General features: G+C 69.9%; 17 protein-coding genes. 4 read left to right on the forward strand and 13 right to left on the reverse strand.

Annotated features, from left to right (window positions below):
* Positions 1 to 7: 7 nt before the first annotated feature.
* The 12 genes from ACTJI1_RS09825 to ACTJI1_RS09880 all read right to left on the reverse strand — a co-directional run bounded on the left by ACTJI1_RS09825 (position 8) and on the right by ACTJI1_RS09880 (position 14,611).
* Positions 8 to 751, reverse strand: a complete 744-nt coding sequence (locus tag ACTJI1_RS09825) for a phosphatase PAP2 family protein (protein ID WP_440742479.1) — start codon at positions 749 to 751, stop codon at positions 8 to 10.
* Between the two features lie 42 nt (positions 752 to 793).
* Positions 794 to 2,023: a multidrug effflux MFS transporter gene (locus ACTJI1_RS09830; RefSeq protein ID WP_310134356.1), complete on the reverse strand. Its 1,230-nt coding sequence runs from the start codon at positions 2,021 to 2,023 to the stop codon at positions 794 to 796.
* Between the two features lie 235 nt (positions 2,024 to 2,258).
* Positions 2,259 to 3,437 carry an ROK family transcriptional regulator gene (locus tag ACTJI1_RS09835; protein WP_440742480.1) on the reverse strand — a complete coding sequence of 393 codons (1,179 nt, stop codon included), beginning with the start codon at positions 3,435 to 3,437 and terminating at the stop codon, positions 2,259 to 2,261.
* A gap of 43 nt (positions 3,438 to 3,480) precedes the next feature.
* On the reverse strand, positions 3,481 to 5,727 hold the full coding sequence (gene yicI / locus ACTJI1_RS09840) for an alpha-xylosidase (RefSeq protein WP_440742481.1): 2,247 nt from the start codon (positions 5,725 to 5,727) through the stop codon (positions 3,481 to 3,483).
* Between the two features lie 16 nt (positions 5,728 to 5,743).
* A complete protein-coding gene (locus ACTJI1_RS09845) occupies positions 5,744 to 6,640 on the reverse strand; it encodes a carbohydrate ABC transporter permease (RefSeq protein ID WP_310134351.1) in 897 nt (298 codons plus the stop codon).
* Positions 6,640 to 7,605: a carbohydrate ABC transporter permease gene (locus ACTJI1_RS09850; RefSeq protein ID WP_310134347.1), complete on the reverse strand. Its 966-nt coding sequence runs from the start codon at positions 7,603 to 7,605 to the stop codon at positions 6,640 to 6,642. The genes ACTJI1_RS09845 and ACTJI1_RS09850 overlap by 1 nt, the downstream gene beginning before the upstream one ends.
* A gap of 124 nt (positions 7,606 to 7,729) precedes the next feature.
* Positions 7,730 to 9,040, reverse strand: coding sequence for an ABC transporter substrate-binding protein (locus ACTJI1_RS09855; protein WP_440742482.1), 1,311 nt, complete (start codon positions 9,038 to 9,040; stop codon positions 7,730 to 7,732).
* A gap of 212 nt (positions 9,041 to 9,252) precedes the next feature.
* Positions 9,253 to 10,455 carry an ROK family transcriptional regulator gene (locus tag ACTJI1_RS09860; RefSeq protein ID WP_440742483.1) on the reverse strand — a complete coding sequence of 401 codons (1,203 nt, stop codon included), beginning with the start codon at positions 10,453 to 10,455 and terminating at the stop codon, positions 9,253 to 9,255.
* Positions 10,456 to 10,507: 52 nt separating this feature from the next.
* The gene (locus tag ACTJI1_RS09865; protein WP_440742484.1) at positions 10,508 to 11,605 is read right to left on the reverse strand and encodes a Gfo/Idh/MocA family protein; all 1,098 of its coding nucleotides are present in this window, start codon (positions 11,603 to 11,605) and stop codon (positions 10,508 to 10,510) included.
* On the reverse strand, positions 11,590 to 12,282 hold the full coding sequence (locus ACTJI1_RS09870) for a ThuA domain-containing protein (protein WP_310134337.1): 693 nt from the start codon (positions 12,280 to 12,282) through the stop codon (positions 11,590 to 11,592). Before ACTJI1_RS09870 ends, ACTJI1_RS09865 begins: the two co-directional genes overlap by 16 nt.
* Positions 12,279 to 13,451 (reverse strand): Gfo/Idh/MocA family protein, encoded by a 1,173-nt coding sequence (locus ACTJI1_RS09875; protein WP_440742838.1) that lies wholly within the window; start codon positions 13,449 to 13,451, stop codon positions 12,279 to 12,281. The genes ACTJI1_RS09870 and ACTJI1_RS09875 overlap by 4 nt, the downstream gene beginning before the upstream one ends.
* A 158-nt stretch (positions 13,452 to 13,609) precedes the next feature.
* Entirely contained in the window at positions 13,610 to 14,611 is a 1,002-nt protein-coding gene (locus tag ACTJI1_RS09880; RefSeq protein WP_440742485.1) for a LacI family DNA-binding transcriptional regulator, read from the reverse strand.
* A gap of 105 nt (positions 14,612 to 14,716) precedes the next feature.
* Here ACTJI1_RS09880 and ACTJI1_RS09885 point away from each other — a divergent pair, with 105 nt between their 5' ends.
* Complete coding sequence (locus ACTJI1_RS09885) at positions 14,717 to 15,691, forward strand: acetylxylan esterase (RefSeq protein ID WP_440742486.1); 975 nt, start codon at positions 14,717 to 14,719, stop codon at positions 15,689 to 15,691.
* Positions 15,692 to 16,004: 313 nt separating this feature from the next.
* Here ACTJI1_RS09885 and ACTJI1_RS09890 read toward each other — a convergent pair whose 3' ends face one another.
* On the reverse strand, positions 16,005 to 17,003 hold the full coding sequence (locus tag ACTJI1_RS09890) for a LacI family DNA-binding transcriptional regulator (protein ID WP_310134329.1): 999 nt from the start codon (positions 17,001 to 17,003) through the stop codon (positions 16,005 to 16,007).
* A gap of 110 nt (positions 17,004 to 17,113) precedes the next feature.
* On the opposite strand from ACTJI1_RS09890, the gene ACTJI1_RS09895 reads away from it, so the two are divergent.
* Genes ACTJI1_RS09895 through ACTJI1_RS09905 form a run of 3 tightly spaced genes read left to right on the forward strand, consistent with a single transcriptional unit; the run spans position 17,114 to position 20,342 of the window.
* Complete coding sequence (locus tag ACTJI1_RS09895) at positions 17,114 to 18,403, forward strand: extracellular solute-binding protein (protein ID WP_310134327.1); 1,290 nt, start codon at positions 17,114 to 17,116, stop codon at positions 18,401 to 18,403.
* A gap of 47 nt (positions 18,404 to 18,450) precedes the next feature.
* Complete coding sequence (locus tag ACTJI1_RS09900; protein ID WP_396427125.1) at positions 18,451 to 19,449, forward strand: carbohydrate ABC transporter permease; 999 nt, start codon at positions 18,451 to 18,453, stop codon at positions 19,447 to 19,449.
* Positions 19,446 to 20,342 carry a carbohydrate ABC transporter permease gene (locus ACTJI1_RS09905; RefSeq protein WP_310134322.1) on the forward strand — a complete coding sequence of 299 codons (897 nt, stop codon included), beginning with the start codon at positions 19,446 to 19,448 and terminating at the stop codon, positions 20,340 to 20,342. Before ACTJI1_RS09900 ends, ACTJI1_RS09905 begins: the two co-directional genes overlap by 4 nt.
* Positions 20,343 to 20,357: the final 15 nt, after the last annotated feature.

Genomic DNA, 20,357 nt, shown 5'->3' on the forward strand with positions numbered 1-20,357 from the left:
GCACACTCTACTGGCGCGACTGCTCCTGTCGAGCCGCCTCCTGCGGGGGCTTCGCCAGGAAGAACGGATGCGGTTTCGTCGCCTCGATCGCGAGCCGGTGCGCGAGCGGCGTCCAGACGATGACGGCCACGCCCGCCCCGAGCAGCAGTCCGCCGATGGTGTCGCTGATCCAGTGCGCTCCGAGGTAGGTGCGGCTCATCGCCATCAGCAGCGCCCATGCGACGCCCAGGCACCAGACCCACACCCGGGGGAACAGGATGCCGAGCACGACGACCATCGTGGCCGCATTCGCGGTGTGCCCCGAAGGGAAGGAGCCGGTGTCCGCGTTCACCAGGATCTCCGTCGGTCGAGCCCGCCCGACGGTGTGCTTGATGAGCTGCACGCAGACCACCGAGAGCACGCTGGCGACGGCGAAGAAGGTCGCGCCCCAGGGCCTTCGGAAGGCCAGCAGCAGCAGGAAGATGACGACGGGGACGACGACCGATCCGACGATCCCGCCCCCGGCGTAGTTGAAGAACAGCGCGGGCCCCAGCCACAGCGGCGAGCGGTGCTCGACGATCTCGCCCATCCACTCGGTGTCGATCCCGAACGGCAGCCGCGGGCGCAGCGCGATGATGATGCCGAGCACGACCACCAGCCCGACCGCGACGGATGCGGAGACGACGGGCCAGCGCCGGGCGACCCGGGCGGCCTTGACGACGTCGTGGCCTTCCGCATCCGCCTTCGGGCCCGGGACGTCGTCTGCACTCATGCCGCCACCGTACCCGCGCCCGGCGGGGGGTCGATCGTCAGGTCAGTGCGCCAGTTCGGGAACCGTACGGGGGCGCACCACGAGCCAGAGCGACGCGATGGAGACGAGCGCGCAGACCGCCATCACCGCACCCATCGGGGCGGCGCTGCCGACACCGAGGATGCCCACGATGGGCGACACGATGCCCGCGATGCCGAAGTTGAGCGCGCCGAGAAGGCTCGCGGCGGTGCCGGCCTCATGGCCGTGACCGTTGAGCGCGAGCACCTGGACGCAGGGGAAGCCGAACCCGCACGCCGCGATGAAGAACCAGAGCGGGATGACCGTGCCCCACAGGCCGACGTGCGCCTGGTCGAGCACGACGATCGTCACCGACGCGGCGAGCATCACCACGGTCGAGCAGGCCAGGATCCACTGCGGCCCGACGTACTTGGTGAGCCGCGCTGAGGACTGCACGCCGATGATGATGCCGATCGAGTTCACGGCGAAGAGGAGGCCGTACTCCTGCGCGTTGAACTGGTAGATCTCCTGGAAGATGAACGAGCTCGACGACAGGTACGAGAACAGCCCGGTGAAGTTGGCGGCGCCGACGATCGCGATGCCGACGAACACCCGGTCGCTGAGCACGGCCTTGTAGCGCTGGCCGACGGTCGAGTGCCCGGCGTCCTGACGGCGCGCCTTCGGCAGCGTCTCGACGATCCACAGGGCGACGCAGGTGACCACGAACAGCCCGTAGACGGCGAGCACCACGAAGATGCCGCGCCACGGCATCACGAGGAGCAGCCACGACCCGAGCACCGGCGCGAGCACCGGGGCCAGGCCGTTCACGAGAGCGAGGCGGCTGAGCATCCGCACCAGGGGGCGTCCGCCGAACAGGTCGCGCACCATGGCCATCGCGACCACACCGCCGGCCGCTGCCCCGATCCCCTGCAGCGCGCGGGCGACGCCGAGCAGCTCCACGTTCGGCGCGATGGCGGCGGCCAGACAGGCGATGATGTGCACGCCGGTCGCGACCATCAGCGGGACGCGGCGGCCGATCTTGTCGGACCACGGCCCCACCAGCAGCTGGCCGACGCCGAAGCCGATCGTCGTCGCCGTCAGCGTCAGCTGGATCATCGCGGTCGAGACGCCGAAGTCGTTCTGCAGCGTCGGAAGGGCGGGGAGGTAGGTGTCGATCGTGAAGGGGCCGAGTGCGGTCAGGGCGCCCAGGATCAGGATGTAGGCGAGGCGCTGGCGGCCGGAGAGCGAGTCTCCGGGATGCACGACGGTGGTCACGAGGGAAGTCCTTGGCGAGTCGAGAGGTGGATGGACCGCGCCCGCCGTTGGACGCAATGAGAACAGCACCGCGGATCACGCGGTGCCGGGAGCCGATGTCGAGCCGATTTCGAATCGATTCGATCGATCGGATGAGGTCGATTCTATCCCCAAGAAGACGGGAATGTGAACGTGCGCATCGCATTCCGGACACGAGGGATGTTCGTTCGGGGAACGCACCCCCGCACGCCCCGCCTCAGGAGGCCGGCGACGCCAGCAGGGGGCGGAACGCGAGTTCGGCCGCGCCGATCATCAGGATGTCCGAGCCGAGCGCGGCGCGCACGATGGACAGCCGCTCCGCGCTCGCCGACAGCGCCTGCGCGGCCACCAGCGACGGCAGCCGCGCGGGGTCGATCGCGTGCAGGGCCCCGAGAAACCCGCCGAGGACGATGAGCTGCGGGTCGAACACGTTCGTGGCGTTGCGCAGGGCCGTCGCCAGGAATCCGATCTGCCTGTCGACCTCGGCCACGACGTCCGGGTCCCCGCGCGTGACGGCCGCCAGGAGGCTGCGCTCCAGCTCGTCGGCGTCGGCCGCGTCCATCCCGAGCACGCGCAGCAGCGCGCCCTGGCTCACCTCGGTCTCCAGGCACCCGATCGCGCCGCAGTGGCAGCGCACGCCGGACGAGTTCACGAGCGTGTGGCCGAGCTCCCCCGCGTAGCCGCTGATGCCCGTCAGCGGCCGGCCGCCGACGATCACCCCGGCGCCGATGCCCGACGCGCCGCCGTTCAGGTAGACGAGGTCGCTGGCGCCGCGACCGGCGCCGAAGAGCCGTTCGGCGTCCGCGCCGAGGCTGGCGTCGTTCGCCGCCAGCACGGGGTAGCCGGTGGCGTCCGCGAGCGCCGCCGCGAACGGCTCCTCCGACCAGCGCAGGTGCGGCGCGAGGCGCACGACGCCGTCCTCCTCGCGCACCAGACCGGGAACCGCGACGCCGATGCCGACGACGCGCGAGGCGGCGCCGAGGTCCGGGCGCAGCCCCTCGATGACGGCCGCCGCGATCGAGACGGCCTCGGCGGCGGACGGGATGCGGCCAGTGGGGTACCGCACGCGGCGGTGGACCGTGGCGTCGAGACCGACCACGCCGACCGTCACGGCGTCGATCTCCGGGTTCACGGCGAGGGCGATGACGCGCCCGTCCGCCGCGATCACGGGAGACGGGCGCCCGACACGGTTGCTGACCTGGGGCTCGCGCTCCTGCACCAGCCCGAGGTCTGCCAGCTCGGCGACGAGCGCGCCGACGGTCGACCGGTTCAACCCGGTGGCCTGGGTGAGCCGGGACCGCGAGAGCGGCCCCTCCCGGTGCACCAGCCCGAGCACGGTGGCGAGGTTGTGCCGCCGCACCGTGTCGAGGTTGGTCCCTGCTGTCGCGCCGTTCATTTTCCCCGTAACTGTACCGTCAGGCCGGCACCGCGACGCGTCTTCAGCCGAGCGATGCCGTGCCGTCCGCCGATGCGGTCTCCCGGCCGGTGGCCGCATCCCGCAGCGTGAACGCGTGGCCCTCGGGTCCGCTCGCCGTGAGCGCTCCGCCGCGGCGGGTCACTGTGTACTCGGCGACCTCCCCGGCGGGCGTGGTCACCGTCACGGTGCGGGTCCCGTCCGGGCCCGGGTAGGCGACCAGGGTGAGCCCGTCGCGGTAGTCGTAGTCCGGCCGGTCGTCGCGGGCGCTGATCGGCAGCACCGAGCCCTGGCGCACGTACAGCGGGAGGCTGTCGAAGCCGTGCCGCTGCCGCATCCACCGGCCGCCGGAGACCGCGAGCCCCGAGAAGTACTCCGTCCAGGTGCCCGACGGGAGGTAGAACTCCACCTCCGACGGCGAGAAGACGGGCGCGACGAGAAGGTCGGCCCCCAGCATGTACTGCCGGTCGAGGTAGTCGACGGCCGGGTCGCCGGGGAACTCGAGCTGCATCGGCCGCATCACCGGCGTGCCAGAGGTGTGGGCCTCCTGCCCGGCCGCGAAGAGGTACGGCATGAGCCGCAGCTTCAGCTTCGTGAACCGGCGCGTGACCTCGACGGCCTCGTCGTCGAACGCCCACGGGACCCGGTACGAGTCGCTGCCGTGCAGGCGGGAGTGGCTCGACAGCAGGCCGAACGCGGTCCAGCGCTTGAAGACGCCCGGGTCCGGGGTGCCCTCGAACCCGCCGATGTCGTGGCTCCAGAAGCCGAACCCGCTCAGCGCCAGCGACAGCCCGCCGCGGAGGGTCTCGGCCATCGACTCGTAGCTGGACGTGTTGTCGCCGCCCCAGTGGACCGGGAGCTGCTGGCCTCCCGCCGTCGCGGACCGCGCGAACAGCACCGCCTCGCCGACGCCCCGGGCCTCCTGCAGGACCTCGAAGACGGCCTCGTTGTAGAGCTGCGTATAGAGGTTGTGCATGCGCTCGGGCGACGAGCCGTCGAAGTAGTCCACCTCGAGCGGGATGCGCTCGCCGAAGTCGGTCTTGAAGCAGTCGACGCCCTGGGCGACGAGCGCGCGGAGCTTGTCCTGGTACCACCGGGTCGCATCCGGATTCGTGAAGTCGACCAGGCCCATCCCGGCCTGCCACAGGTCCCACTGCCAGACGTCGCCGTTCGGGCGCTTCACCAGGTACCCGGCCTCGGCCGCCTCCGCGAACAACGGAGATCGCTGCCCGATGTACGGGTTGAGCCACACGCAGACGCGGAGGTCCTTGTCGTGCAGCCGCGCGAGCATCCCCTCCGGGTCCGGGAAGGTGCGCGGGTCCCACTCGAAGTCGCACCAGTTGAACTCGCGCATCCAGAAGCAGTCGAAATGGAAGACCGACAGCGGGAGGTCGCGCTCGGCCATCCCGTCGATGAACGACGTCACCGTCTCCTCGTCGTAGTCGGTGGTGAAGCTGGTCGACAGCCACAGGCCGTACGACCACGCGGGCACCGATGCCGGGCGGCCCGTCAGCGCGGTGTACCGCTCCAGGATCTCCTTCGGCGTGGGGCCGTAGACGACGTAGTACTCCAGGCTCTCGCCGGGCACCGAGAACTGGACCCGCTCGACGGCCTCCGAGCCGATCTCGTACGAGACGTGACCCGGGTGGTTCACGAGCACGCCGTAGCCGCGGTTGGTGAGGTAGAAGGGGATGTTCTTGTAGGCCTGCTCGCTGGAGGTGCCGCCGTCGGCGTTCCAGACGTCGACCACCTGCCCGTTCTTCACGAGCGGGCCGAACCGCTCCCCCAGCCCGTAGACGAGTTCCCCGACGCCGAGCGACAGCTGCTCGTGCACGAACGTGCCCTCGCCCTCCACCGTCATGTACCCGAGCGACTTGTGGCCGCTCGACGTGAGCATCCGGTCGCCCGCCGAGAAGGCCAGCGACCACGGTGCGCCGCGCTTCACCGTCGCGGTCAGCCCGCCGCTGGTGAGCACGCCCGCCGCGCCGTCGACCGACACCTTCGCGTGGCCCTCCTCGACGTGCAGGTCGAAGCCCCGCTCCGGGCGCGTGCCCTGCCAGTGGTCGACGCGGACGCCGACGACGCCGGGCAGCGGCGAGCTGAGGGTGACGGTCAGGGTCGGGCGGTTGAGCGTGTCGCCACGCCGCTCGATGACCTTGCCGGGCGCGGTGATCGTCAGGGTGCCGTCGCCGGCGACCACGTCGTACGCCTCCTGGGCGTAGACGGGGGTGACGCCGTCGCGCAGCATCCAGAAACCATCGGTGAACTTCATGCGGTGACTGCTCCGGTTACTTGACCGCGCCGGCGGTGATGCCGCGGGTCAGGGTGCGCTGGAAGATGAGGAAGAAGACGAGCGTGGGGATGAGGCCCAGCAGCGCCGACGCGGACGTGGTGGTCACATCCATCAGCCGGTCGCCCTGCAGGGCGCTGATCGCCACCGGGACCGTCTGGTTGTCGTTCGACACCAGGAAGGTCAGCGGGATCAGGAACTCGTTCCACGTCCAGATGAAGAAGAAGATGAGCAGAACGCTCAGCGTCGGGCGCGAGATCGGCACGACGACCCGCCACAGGATGCGCCAGCGGCCCGCGCCGTCGAGCGACGCGGCCTCCAGCACCTCCTTCGGGAAGGTGCCGTACACGCTCGACAGCAGGTAGGTGCCGAACGCGCTCTGGATGACGGTGAAGATGATGATGACCGACCACGGATTGTCGTACAGGCCGACCTGCTTGAACATGAAGTACAGCGGGTAGAGCAGCGACTCCTGGGGCAGCATGTTCGCCAGCAGGAACAGGACGATGATCCAGGTGCGGGCCTTCACCCGGCCGATGCCGAGCGCGTACGCGTTCAGCACGGAGAGGACCACCGACAGGACGGCGACCATCCCGGAGATGAAGAACGAGTTCCAGAGCTTCTCCGGGAAGTCGACCCGGTTCCAGAAGTTGACGATGCCGTCGGTGTAGAACGACGTCGGCAGCTGCAGCGGACCGCCCGCGTTGTAGTCGGCGGGGCTCTTGAACGAGTTGATCAGGATGAGCAGGAACGGGAAGGCGATGCCGATCCCGACCAGGATCGCGACGACCAGGATGACCCAGTCGGTCGCGGTCTTGCGGGGCTTCTGCCGCTTGAGCCGGCGCGGCTCGGCGGGTGCCGTGCCGGTGCGCGGACGCTCGATGGTGGTCGACATCAGATCTGGTTCTCCCTGCGCTCCGCGCGGTTCTGCGCGACGATGAAGAGGATGGACACGGCGACGATGACCACGGTGAGCGCGGTCGCGATCGTGGCGCCGTATCCCACCTGCTGGCTCTGGAAGAACTCGCTGTAGGAGTAGTAGCTGGGCACCATCGTCGCGGTGCCGGGGCCGCCTCGGGTCAGCGTGTACACCGGGCCGAACACCTTCAGCGCCGCGATCGTGCAGGTCAGGGTGACCACGAAGATCTCGGGCCGGATGATGGAGACGGTGATCGAGCGGAAGCGCTGGAACCAGTTCGCCCCGTCCAGCTCCGCCGCCTCGTACAGCTCGGGGTCGACGCGCTGGAGGGCGGCCATGAAGATCACGACCGGGTAGCCGATCTGCACCCAGACCATCACCGCCATGATCGACGCGAGCGCCGTGTCCGGGCTCCCCAGCCAGTTGTGGGCGAGGCCGCCGAGCCCGACGGTCTGCAGCATGGTGTTCAGCGCGCCGTTGTCGGGGCGCAGGATCCAGCCGATCACGATCGCCGCGATCACGACGGGCAGGATCTGCGGCAGGTAGTACGTGGCGCGGAGGAAGCTGGCGACCTTGCCGCCGAACTTCTTGCCGACCAGGTCGAACAGCATGGCCGCGAGGATCAGGCCGACCAGCGTCGGGATGACCACCATGGCGACGATCATCGCGATCGAGTTGCCGAAGGACGTCCAGAACTTGTCGTCGCCGAGCAGGCGGACCCAGTTGTTCAGCCCGATGAACTTCGGCGGCCGGATGCCCCGGTAGCTGGTGAAGCTGAGGTAGATGTTCCAGACCAGCGGGACGAGGACGATCACCGTCAGCAGGACGAAGCCCGGCAGCAGGTACCACCAGAACCGTCCGTGTCCGCGGCCCGGCACCAGCGCTTCGCTGCGCGCCTTCTGCGTGCGCCGTCCCGGCGCCCGCGCACTCACGTCGACCATGCGTGCTCTCCTTGCACTGCTCCCGCTCCCCCTCCGTCGAGTCCACGATTTGTGCACGCTCGCACGGCGTGTCGCGTGCACTTTTCGTGGACTCGACGGTGGGGAGGTGGTGGGAAGGGGGTGGTTACTGGTTGACGATCTGGTCGACGCCGTCCTGGTACTCGGAGCCGAGCTCCTTGTTCACCGCGGTCGGAGTCTTGGTGCCGTTGATGAGCTCCTGCAGACCGGCGTTCAGCTGGTCGTAGAAGGTCGGCGTGGGCCAGTCGGGGTAGTACGCGATGCCGTCCTCACCCGTGAGGGTGTTGAAGTTCGCGATCAGCTCCTTCGACTTCTCGTCGGTGATGTCGCTCGTCTTCGCGGCCACCGGCACGCCGCCGTTGTTGCCGATCAGCGCCTGGATCTTCGGGGTCATCGTGATGTCGATGAACTTCTCCGCGAGGCCCTTGTTCTTCGCCTTCTCGGGGATCACCCACATGTTGCCCGCCGATCCCGGCGAGAGCTTGGTGCCCGGGAACAGGAACGTGCCCCACTGGTAGTCCTTGATCTCGGTCTGGAATCGGCCGTACCACCAGCTCCCCGAGAAGAAGATCGGGTACTTGCCGGAGATGAACGCAGTGCCGGCGTCCTCGGCCTTGAGGCCTGAGGCGTCCTTGGAGATGTAGCCCTTCTGCACCCAGTCGTCGACGGTCTTGGTGGCGGAGAGCAGCTCGCTGCCCTGCCAGTTCACCTTGCCCTTGTAGAGCTGGTAGTCGTCGACGAAGGAGCGATCCGCCTTGGTGAGGGCGAGCTGGTACCAGAGCTGCCCGAGCGGGTACTCGGCGGCCGACTCGGCGAGCGGGGTGACCCCCGCGTCCTTGAACTTCTGCAGCGCGGCGACGAACTCGTCCTGGGTCTTGGGGACCTCGATGCCGTACTTCGCGAACATGTCCTTGTTGTAGTAGACCTCGACGTACTCGCCGTAGTTCGGGATGCCGTACCAGGAGCCGGAGCCCATGATGCCCTTGTCGTCGTAGCGCGAGGTGGTCTGGAGGCTCGGTGCGAGCTTCTTGTCCCAGCCGTACTTCTTGACGGCGTCGTCGAGGTTGCTGAGCAGGCCCTGGCTGGCGAGGAGGCCGGCGGTCGCGTTGCCCTTGTTGTACTCGAGGATGTCGGGCGCCTGGTCCGAGTTCAGGACCTGGGATGCCGTGGAGCGGATCTGCTCGAAGGCCTTGGCCTCGAACTTGACCTTCGCGCCGGTCTCGGCCTCGAACTCCTTGATGGCCTCGTTCCACGCCTTGCCCATCGCGGAGTCTTCGCTCTCGAAGTGCCAGAGGGTGAGGGTCTTGCCCTTCCCGTCGGTGCTGTCGGACGACGAACCGCTCGTGCCGGAGCACCCGGCGAGCATCAGGGCACCGGCGGCCAGAACGGCGCCGATTGCGAGGTGCCTCTTGCGCATCTGTTACCTCCTTGTAGTGGAGTGGACGCGCGTGTGCAGGCCTCGCAGCCACTCCGATGCATTTTGTTGGTGAACACAACATAAGCGACGCAAACGGCGGGATGCAAGTTCTTTCTCGTGGATAGAAGCCGAGATCGCGGGACAGAATGGTTAGTTCTCGTCAACAACATAGGCGGGCTAGCGGCACCATATGACGCGGAACGGCGGGAATCTCAGGCCGCAGCGAGGGCGCGCGCCGGGTCCGCGATGAGGTCGGCCAGCACGAGTTCCGCCGCCCCGATCAGCAGCTGGTCGGCGCCCAGCTGGGCCTCGACAACGGTCACGCCCTCGCGGGCGGAGTGCACCACGTCGCCGAGAAGGTCGGGGGCGCCGTGCGCGCGGCCGCCGCGATAGAGGGCGGCGAGGAAGCCGCCGAGCACGAGCACCGAGGGGTTGAACACGTTCACGGCGTTCCGCGCGGCGATCGACAGCAGGCCGTAGTCGCGCTCGATGACGGCGAGCGCGGCCGGGTCGTCGGTCTCCACGAGCCGGTCGGCGAGGGAGGCCGCGTCCGCCGACGCGAGACCCACCGACGCGAGCAGCTCCGCCTGGGTCACCTCGGCTTCGAGGCAGCCGCGAGAGCCGCACGAGCAGTCCCGCCCGTGCGACTGCACGAATGTGTGACCGAACTCTCCCGCGTATCCGGCGGAACCGGTCAGCAGCCGTCCGCCGCCGACCGCGCCCCCGCCGATCCCGGACGCTCCGCCGATCATGTACACCAGGTCGTCGACGCCGCGCCCCGCCCCGAAGGCGCTCTCCGCCCTCAGGCCGAGGACGGCGGCGTTCGCCGCCCAGACGCGGTACCCGGTCGCGGCCGCGAGCATTTCCGCGAGCGGCTCGTCCACCCAGCCGAAGTGGGTCGCCTCGCGCACCATGCCGTCCGACAGCCGCACCTGGCCCGGGACCGCCACTCCGATCCCGGCGACGCGTACCCGCGACTCCCCCGCGAGCATGCCGGCGATCCCGGCAGAGGCGAGGGTCACGGTCTCGGCCGCCGACCGGACGGACGGGGTCTCGATCCGGATGCGCTTCAGCACCCGGCCGCCGAGCCCGACCAGGCCGACGATGACCGCATCCACCTCGGGGTTCACGGCGACGGCGGCGACGCTGCCCGACACCCGGACCACCGGGCTCGGCCGGCCGGCCCGACCACCGCCGGGCGTCTCGTCCACCTCGACCAGGTCGAGCGCGGCCAGCTCGGCCACAAGGTCGCCGACGGTCGACCGGTTCAGACCGGTGAGCCGCGTCAGGTCGCTCCGCGACAGGGCGCCGTCGCGATGCACCAGGCCGAGCACGGTCGCGAGGTTGCTGCGGCGCAGCACGTCCGTGGCGCCGCCCGACGACGGGCGCACGGTGCTCAGGTCGGATGCGGACATGGAATGACCATAACGCGCGGCGCACGGCCGCCCGGCCAGCGCATCCCGCCGGTCACCACGTCTCGGGGCGCGCCCCCAGCGGGACGGGAGCGGGACGCTCGACGGTGGAGGTCAGCTCGACGACGGTGTGCGTCTCTCCCGCGCGCAGCACCGCCTCCATGATCTCGAGCACGTGGAACGCCAGCTCCCCCGACGCCCGGTGCGGCCGATCGGTCTCGATCGCGCGCGCCATGTCGGCGAGGCCGTAGCCGCGCCCGGCGTCCGCGTACCCCGCCGCGGGCGGCACGTCACGGAACTCCCGGTCGTCGGCGGTCGCGATCCGGACCGTGTCCGAGAACATGTTCGGATCCGGCACCGCGATGGTGCCCGCGGTGCCGTACACCTCGAACTTCGGGCTCTCCGTCGCCCACACGTCGAACGACACCGTCACCGTCGAGATGACGCCCGAGACGTGCTCCAGGATGGCGGTGACGTGCGTGTCCACGTCGACGGGGATGCTCGAGCCGGCCAGCGGGCCGGTCGCGACGGTCCGCTCGCGGGTCGAGCGCCGGGTGGCGCCGGACACCCGGGCGACCGGACCGAAGAACGTGACGAGGCTGGTCAGGTAGTACGGACCCATGTCGAACAGCGGTCCGCCGCCCGGCTGGTAGTAGAACGCGGGGGCGGGATGCCACAGCTCGTGCCCCGGCGCGCTCCACGCGACGGCGGCCGCGACCGGGTCGCCGACCCGGCCGTCGTCGAGCAGCGCGCGGGCGGTCTGGACGCCGGTGCCGAGCACGGTGTCGGGGGCGCTGCCGATCCGCAGGCCCAGCGCGTTCGCGCGCTCCAGCACGGGAGCCGCCTCCTCCGTGGAGAGGGCGAGCGGCTTCTCGCCGTACACGTGCTTCCCCGCGGCGAGGGCGCGCAGGGCGACCTCCGCGTGCGCCTGCGGGATGGTCAGGTTGAGCACCGCATCCACGTCGGGATGTGCGAGCAGCTCGTCGACCGACAGGCCGAGCACGCCCTGTTCGGCGGCCACGGTCGCGGCGCGGTCGACGTCGAGGTCGGCGACGGCCGTGAGGCGCAGGTTCGGCAGGTGCGGGAAGTGCTCGAAGTACTGCCGGCTGATGACGCCGACACCGATGACTCCGACGTTCAACGGGACGCCCACAGCAGACCCCTCTCGATGATGGTGCGGACGGGCTGGCTCTCGACGATCTCCAGGCGGTGGCCGGGCGCCGAGACGAAGATGCGGCCCTTGCCCCACTGCCGGGTCCAGATCGCGGGCGACGTGACCGGACGGTTCCACGCGTCCCAGGGGCGGACCTCCTGGGTCGTGGTGGCCAGCACGTCGTTGTATTCGTCGCTGAGCACCCAGTACTGCTCGGTCACCAGGTCGAAGTCGTCGATGCCCTGGGTGATCGGATGCGTGCGGCCGAGCTCGGTGATGTGCACCGTGTACGGGATGTAGTTGTCGGACTGGTCGCCGACGCGCTCGGCCGGGTCCTTGCCCGCGTGGTGCGCGAACTGGCCGCCGATCATGTGCAGGTAGTCCGCGTTGTCCCGGTAGGAGTCGGCGATGCCGCCGTGCCAGCCGGCCATGCCGGTGCCGTTCAGGACGGCCTGGCGCAGTCCGCGGAACTCGGCGTCCTCGATCCGGTTCATGGTGTTGACCTGCACGATCAGGTCGACCGTCTCCATGTAGGCCTCGTCGGCGTAGACCGTCGTGCCCTCCTCGATGCGGACGTCGAACCCGTTGTCGCGGAGGAACGGGACGAACAGCTCCGTCGTCTCGACGGGCATGTGCCCGTCCCATCCGCCGCGCACCACCAGTGCGTTCTTGCTCATGCGTCCTCCTCGGTCGCGTCGATCGGCGTCCACGCACTGCCGTCGGCGGCGCTGCGCTCGACGGCGTCGAGGACGCGCTGGATGTGCAGGCCGTCGGCGAACGACGGCTCCGGTTCGGTGCCCGTGGCGATGGCCGTCACGAAGTCGACCACCTCGTGGCTGAAGGCGTGCTCGTAGCCGATCGCGTGTCCCGTCGGCCACCAGTTCGCCATGTAGGGATGCTCGGGCTCGGTCACGATGATGCGGGTGAACCCCTGCTCCCCGGCCGGGGCGGTGGCGTCGTAGAACTGCAGCTCGTTCATCGACTCGAGGTCGAATGCGATGGCGCCGCGCGAGCCGCTGAGCTCGATCCGGAGGGCGTTCTTGCGGCCGGTCGCGTAGCGCGTCGCCTCGAAGGCGCCGAACGCTCCCGCGGCCGCGCCGCCGCTGAGCCGGGCGGTGAACCAGGCGGCGTCGTCGACGGTCACACGTCCGCGCTCGGTGGATGCCGTGCCGGACAGTCCGACGGTCTCCCCGAGCAGCGGGCGCTCCTCCACGAAGGTGGCGAGCGTCCCGGAGACGCCGCTCAGGCGGGAGCCGGTCAGGTGCTCGACCAGGTCGACCGCGTGCGCGCCGATGTCGCCGAGCGAGCCGGAGCCGGCCGCGGCCTTGTCGAGCCGCCAGGTCATCGGGCCCTCCTCGTCGCGCAGCCAGTCCTGCAGGTAGAGGGCGCGGACCTGGCGGATCTCGCCCAGGCGGCCCTCCTGCACCAGGTTGCGGGCGAAGCCGATCGCGGGAACGCGCCGGTAGCTGAAGCCGACCATCGAGCGGACTCCGTCGGCGGCGGCGCGCTCGGCCGCCTCCGTCATCGCCTCGGCCTCCGCGACCGTGTTGGCGAGCGGCTTCTCGCAGAGCACGTGCTTGCCGGCCTGCAGCGCGGCGATCGCGATCTCGGCGTGGCTGTCGCCAGGGGTGCAGATGTCGATCACGTCGATGTCCGGGTCATCCACGGCCGCGCGCCAGTCGGTGACGGCGTTCTGCCAGCCGAAACGGCGGCGCGCATCCTCGACCCGGGCGGCGTCGCGGCCGACGATCGTCGCCATCACCGGCTCCGCCGGAAGGTCGAAGAAGCGCGGGGCGGTGCGCCAGCCCTGGGAGTGCGCCGCGCCCATGAACCCGTAGCCGATCATGGCCACGCGGAGCTCTGGGGTGTCGGTCATCGTCGGCCTCCTTGTCGTGCGAACGCGCGTCGTACCCGTGCGACGCTAGATCGCCTCCGCCCCGAGGGACAAGTTTCCGCGTAGGGTTGGAAAACTTTCGCTGCGCGCGATGCGGTGCGGAGCCGGGCTCAGCCGCGCGGCGGAGCCGTCGAGCCGCGCTCCACCAGGGAGGTCGCCAGCTCCAGCCGCGTGTTGTCGACGTCGGCGGTGCGGAGCCGGAGCGCCAGGCGGGTCGCCTCCTCCGCCATCTCCTGCAGCGGCTGGCGGATGGTCGTCAGCGGCGGACGCGCCCACGACGCCGACGGGGCGTCGTCGAAACCGACGACCGACACATCCCCCGGCACGTCGAGGCCGAGCGAGAAGGCCGCGTCATAGACGCCGAGCGCCTGCATGTCGTTCGCGCACACGATGGCGGTCGGCCGGTCGTCGCCGCCGAGCAGGCGACGGGCGGCGCGCTCCCCGTCCTCGCGGGCGAACCCGCCGCTCTCCACGCCCGGGACCGGCAGCCCCGCCTCCTGCATCGCCGCCTGGTAGCCCGCGACCCGCGCCCGCGAGCACAGCAGTTCGACCGGGCCGCCGATCGCCGCGATGCGCCGGTGACCGAGCGCCAGCAGGTGGCGGGTGGCGGCCAGTCCGCCCGCCCAGTTGGTGGCACCGATCGCGGGGACGTCCGCGGGAGGGTCGCCGGCGGGATCCACGACGACGAAGGGGATGTTGCGGGTGCGCAGCTGACGGCGGTGGTCGGCGGTGAGGTTCGAGAACTGCAGCACGATCGCGACGGGCTTCCGCCGGAGAACGCCGGTGATGAGCTCGTCCCCGACCGCGTGGTAGTCGCCGATCGTCGACAGCGTCATCGCGAGGCCGTTCTCGCGTGCGGCCCGCTCGACGCCGCGGATCACCTCCACGGACCACTCGCTGGCCAGGTTCTCGATCACGAGCTCCACCGCATCCCCGCGCTCGGTGTCGACGCCGCGCCGGGCGTACCCCGAGTCGTGCAGCAGGTCCTCGACGCGGCGGCGGGTCGAGGGCGCCACCCCGGGGCGCCCGTTCAGCACCTTGGACACGGTGGCCAGCGACACGGACGCCTCGCGGGCGATCGCCTCCAGGGTGGGTCGGGTGGGACCGGGCATGCAGACACTGTCGCATATCGGTCGCGCGGTCGAGCTGTGCCACAATGTCCGCCACGCGCCCGTGCCGACCCGTGCGCTTCGAAAACCGTGCCGAAAGCGAGACCGATGCCGCTCACCGACCTGACCCACGCCGAACTGCTCGCCTTCCGCCCGGAGGTGCAGGAGCCCGCCGACTTCGACGCGTTCTGGAGGCGCACGATCGCCGAGGCGCGGGCCGCCGGCGGCACCGCGGAGCTGACGCCGGCGGACACGCCGGTCACGCAGCTGATCGTCGAGGACCTCGTCTTCCCCGGGTTCGGCGGCGAGCCGGTGCGCGCCTGGGTCTCACGCCCGCTGCACGCCGACGGCCCGCTGCCCGCGGTCGTCCAGTTCCAGGGCTACGGCGGAGGGCGCGGCCTCGCCGGCGAGAACGTGGCCTGGGCGCTGGCCGGGTACGTCCACGTCTTCGTCGACACCCGCGGCCAGGGCAGCGGATGGGGCAGCGGGGGCGACACGCCCGACCCGCACGGCTCCGGACCGGCCACGCCCGGTGTCATGACCCGCGGCATCCACTCGCCGGAGACCTACTACTACCGCCGGGTGTTCACGGACGCGGTGCGCGCGGTGGATGCGACGCGCGACCTGCCGTTCGTCGACGCCTCCCGGATCGCCGTGACCGGCGGCAGCCAGGGCGGCGGGATCGCGCTGGCAGCGGCCGCGCTGTCGGACGGCGTCGCGGCGGCCATGCCCGACGTGGCGTTCCTCTGCGCGTTCCGGCGCGGCGTCGAGGTCGCGGGCGGCGGACCCTACCTGGAGCTCGCCACCTACCTGTCCGTGCACCGCGACGAGGTCGCGGAGGTGTTCCGGACCGTGTCGTACTTCGACGGGGTCAACTTCGCCCGCCGCATCCACGTGCCGACGCTGTTCTCGGTGGCGCTGATGGACACGGTGGTGCCGCCGTCGACGACGTTCGCGGCCTACAACCACCTCGCCGCCGAGGACCGCGCGATCGAGGTCTACCCGTTCAACGACCACGAGGGCGGCGGCGCGGCGCAGTGGCGCGCGCAGGCCGGGTGGCTGGCGGCGCGCTTCAGCGCCTGACCGCCGCTCGCGCGCATCCCGCCGCGCCCCCTCGATGCGCGATTTGTGCCCAAATGCGCGTCCGCAAACGTTGCGACGACATTCGTGCCGAATGGCGCCTCCGGCATCCCGCAAGGCACCATTCGTGACGAATGCGCGTCCACGACCGTTGCCGCGACATTCGTGCCGAATGGCGCCTCCGGCATCCCGAGAGCCGCCATTCGTGACGAATGTCGCCCAGGGGCGGGACGATTTGTGCCAAATCGTGGGATTGGCGGCGCCATAACCGCGAATTGGCACAAATCGTGCGGGAGGCGGGGAGCGGCGGGGCGCGTCAGGCGGGGGGCGCCGTTGTTCCGCGGCGGACGAGCCTCGTGGGCAGGCGCAGGTGGGTGCGCTCGGGCGTCTCGCCGCTCATCATCGCGGTGAGCAGGTCGGCGGCCGCCGCGCCGAGGCCCTGCATCGGCTGGCGGACGGTCGTCAGCGGCGGGGTGTACTGGGATGCCTCCGGCACGTCGTCGAAGCCGATCACCGACAGTTCGCGGGGCACGTCCAGGCCGATCTCCGCCGCCACCTCGATCACCGCGAGCGCCGAGACGTCGTTGGCGGCGAAGACGGCCGTCGGGCGGTCCGGACGCGTGAGCAGCGGCAGCGCCACCTCCCGGACCGTGTTGTGCTCGTAGCGGCCCACTGCGACGAGCGACGGGTCGAAGGGGATGCCCGCCTCGCCCAGCGCGTGGCGGTAGCCGGCGTCGCGGAGGTTCGACGAGCGGAGGTCGGGACGTCCGGCCACGAAGGCGATGCGCCGGTGGCCCAGCCCGATCAGGTAGGCGGTCGCGTTGCGTGCGCCGCCGAAGCTGTCCGACTCCACGGTCGGCACGTCGGCGCGGCCGGTGTGCGGGTCGATGGCCACCATCGGCACGTCGGCGTTCGCGTTCACGACGGTCGGGGTCACCATGATGACGCCGTCGATGAGCGTGCCGCTGAGCCGGCTCAGCGAGCGGCGCTCCCAGCCCTCGCTGGACGGCTGTCGGGATCCGCTGTAGGCGAGGAGGTCGTAGCGGGAGTCGTGCAGGGCCGCCCCGACGCCCTTGAGCACCTCGGCGGAGAACGGCTCGAAGTCCGCGACGAGCACCCCGATCACGCCGGTGCGCCGCGACCGCATCGAGCTGGCGACCAGGCTGGACTCGTAGCCCAGCTCCTGCACGACCTGCAGGACGCGCTCCACGGTCTCGACCGCGACCCCGTACCGACCGTTGACCGCTTTGGACACGGTGGCGACGGAGACGCCGGCCGCTTCGGCCACATCGTTGATCGTCGGACGCCGTCCCATGCCACCGGAGCCTAGCGTAGAAAAGGTTTTCGAAAACGTTTGACACTCTTAGCTCGGCTTGCGACACTTCCCTCGTCCCCACCTCAACGAAGAGAACAGGTTGGAATCACATGAAAGGCACCAAGCTCCTCACCGGGGCCGCCGTCGTGATGGCCGGCGCGCTCGCCCTCACCGGGTGCAGCGGCGGCTCCGACAGCTCCAGCAGCAACGGCAAGGTCAGCATGACCCTCTGGCAGAACTCGACGACCGGTCCCGGTCAGAAGTTCTGGAAAGACGCCGTCGCCGCTTTCGAGAAGGCGAACCCCAACGTCACCATCAAGGTCCAGTCCATCCAGAACGAGGACCTCGACGGCAAGCTCCAGACGGCGCTCAACTCCGGCGACGCTCCCGACATCTTCCTGCAGCGAGGCGGCGGCAAGATGGCGGCGATGGTCAACGCGGGTCAGCTGATGGACATCACCGACAAGGTCTCGTCCGAGACCAAGAAGAACATCTCCGAGGGATCCTTCAAGGCGGAGACCTACCAGGACAAGGTGTGGGCGATGCCCATCGCCGTGCTGCCGGGCGGGCTCTTCCACAGCCAGGACCTGTTCAAGGCCGCCGGCATCACCGAGGCACCGAAGACGATCGACGACCTCAACGAAGACGTCACGAAGCTGAAGGCCACCGGGGTCGCCCCGATCGCCCTCGGCGCCAAGGACGCCTGGCCGGCCGCCCACTGGTTCTACTGGTTCGCGCTCCGCGAGTGCGCCGGTTCGACCATGGAGAAGACCGCCGACTCCAAGTCGTTCAGCGATGGATGCTGGCTGAAGGCCGCCGAGGACCTGCAGAAGTTCTCGGACACCAAGCCCTTCAACGACGGCTTCCTCACCACCTCCGCCCAGCAGGGCGCGGGCAGCTCGGCCGGCCTCGTCGCGAACCACAAGGCCGCGATGGAGCTCATGGGCGCCTGGGACCCGGGAGTGATCGCGTCCCTCACGCCCGACCAGAAGCCCCTCCCCGACCTCGGCTTCTACCCCTTCCCGGAGGTCTCCGGCGGTAAGGGCGAGCCCGGCTCGATCATGGGTGGCGTCGACGGGTACTCGTGCTCCGTCAAGGCCCCCAAGGAGTGCGCCGACTTCCTCAACTTCGTCGCCACCACGGACCAGCAGGAGGCCTACTACAAGGCCTTCAACGCCCCGCCGGTGAACGCCGAGGCGCAGAAGGTCGTCACCGAGCCCTACCTGAAGGATGTGCTGGCCGCCTACAACAAGGCGCCGTACGTCTCGCAGTGGCTGGACACGGTCCTCGGGCAGAACGTCGGCAACGCGCTCAACGTGGCGGTCGTCGACATGCTGGCCGGCAAGAGCGACCCGAAGCAGCTCATCCAGGCGGCCAACGACGCCGCCAAGAAGGGCTGAGGACAAAGCTCGTGAGCAACACCCGCGAGAACACCACCACCGGCCTCCTGCCGAAGTCGGGTCTCGCGCAGCACGGCGGGAGCGGCGCGGTCGCGTCGCTCCCGTCGCCGCGGCGCCGCCGGCGGACCGGCTGGGCCATGCGCCTCGAGATCCTGCTGCTGGCCGGACCTGCGGCGATCATCTTCCTGGCGTTCGTCATCTTCCCGGTCGTCATCGCCGCCTACTACGGCTTCTTCCGGTGGCAGGGATACGGTCCGGCGACGGACTTCATCGGCCTGCAGAACTACGTCACCATCCTTCAGGACTCGGCCTTCCAGCAGGCTCTGATGCACAACGGGCTGATCGTGATCGGCTCGCTCGTGCTGCAGGGGCCCGTGGCGATCCTGTTGGCCCTCCTGCTCAACCGCAAGATGCGCGGCCAGTCCGTCATCCGGGTGCTGATCTTCGTGCCCTACGTGATCGCCGAGGTCGTTGTCGGCACCGGGTGGAGCCTGATGCTCGCCACCAACGGGGCGCTGAACGGCTTCCTCAAGAACGTCGGTCTCGGCTTCCTCGCCAACGACTGGCTGTCCAACCCGAGCATCGCGATCTGGACCCTGCTGGCCATCCTGACCTGGAAGTACGTCGGCTTCGCCGTCATCCTCTTCCTCGCCGGCCTCCAGGGCATCCCGGAGGAGCTGTACGAAGCGGCCGCCCTCGACGGCGCCTCCTACTGGCAGATCCAGCGCAGGATCTCGCTGCCGCTGCTCGGCCCGACGCTGCGGATCTGGGCGTTCCTGTCGATCATCGGCGCACTGCAGCTGTTCGACCTCGTCTACATCATCTGGGGCCAGTACGTGGCCTCGACCGCCGGCACCTCGACGATGGCGACCTACATGGTCGCCAACGGCCGCAACGCCGGCAACTTCGGCTACGGAAACGCCGTCGCCGTCGTCATCTTCCTGATCTCCCTGATCGTCGCGCTGTTCTACCAGCGGTTCGTGCTCCGGCGCGACACCGAGGGCGCCATCACGGGTGACAGGCGCACCGGAAGGAAGAAGCGATGAGCGCGATGGTCGTCATCCCGGACGCTCCCGACGCCCCCGGCGTGCTGGATGCGCCGAGCCGCAAGACGGCGAAGAACCTGCCCTGGGGCTCCCCCAGCGTCTACTTCATCGCCCTCGTGGTGATCGCGCTGATGCTGACCCCGATCGTGTACATCGTGCTCGGCGGCTTCCGCACCAACTCCCAGATCACCGTCGACCCCGCCGGGTTCCCCAACCCGTGGAACGTGCAGAACTACATCGGCGTCCTCACCGGCGGCACGTTCTGGGCCGAGGTCGGCAACTCGACGATCGTCGCGGTCGTCACCACCGTCGGCGTGATCGTGCTCGGCCTCATGGCCAGCTACGTGCTCGCCCGGTACAGCTTCCGCGGCCGCGGTCTGCTCTACGCGCTCTTCGCCGCGGGTCTGATGTTCCCGATCACGGTCGCCATCACGCCGCTCTACATCGTGGTGCGCAACCTGGGGCTGATGAACTCGCTGGTCGGCGTCATCCTGCCCCAGATCGCGTTCGCCCTGCCGACGACGATCATCATCCTCGTCCCGTTCCTGCGGGCGATCCCGGATGAGATCCAGGAGGCGGCGTTCATCGACGGCTGCAGCCGGCTCGGCTTCTTCTGGCGGATGGTGCTGCGGCTCTCGATGCCCGGCGTGATCACCGTGGGCATCCTCGCCTTCATCGCCAGCTGGAACAGCTACCTGCTGCCCCTGTTCCTCCTCAACAACGAGGCGACGTTCACGCTGCCGCTCGGAGTGCAGGCGTTCTCGTCGCAGTACTCCGTCGACACCGCCAAGGTGCTCGCGTTCACGTCGCTGTCCATGATCCCGGCGCTGATCTTCTTCAGCTTGTTCGAACGACGCATCGTCGGCGGGCTGACCGGCGCCGTCAAGGGCTGACGCCCGACCATCTCG

The sequence above is a fragment of the Leifsonia sp. 22587 genome (assembly GCF_052044215.1).
GTDB classification, from domain to species: domain Bacteria; phylum Actinomycetota; class Actinomycetes; order Actinomycetales; family Microbacteriaceae; genus Leifsonia; species Leifsonia shinshuensis_C.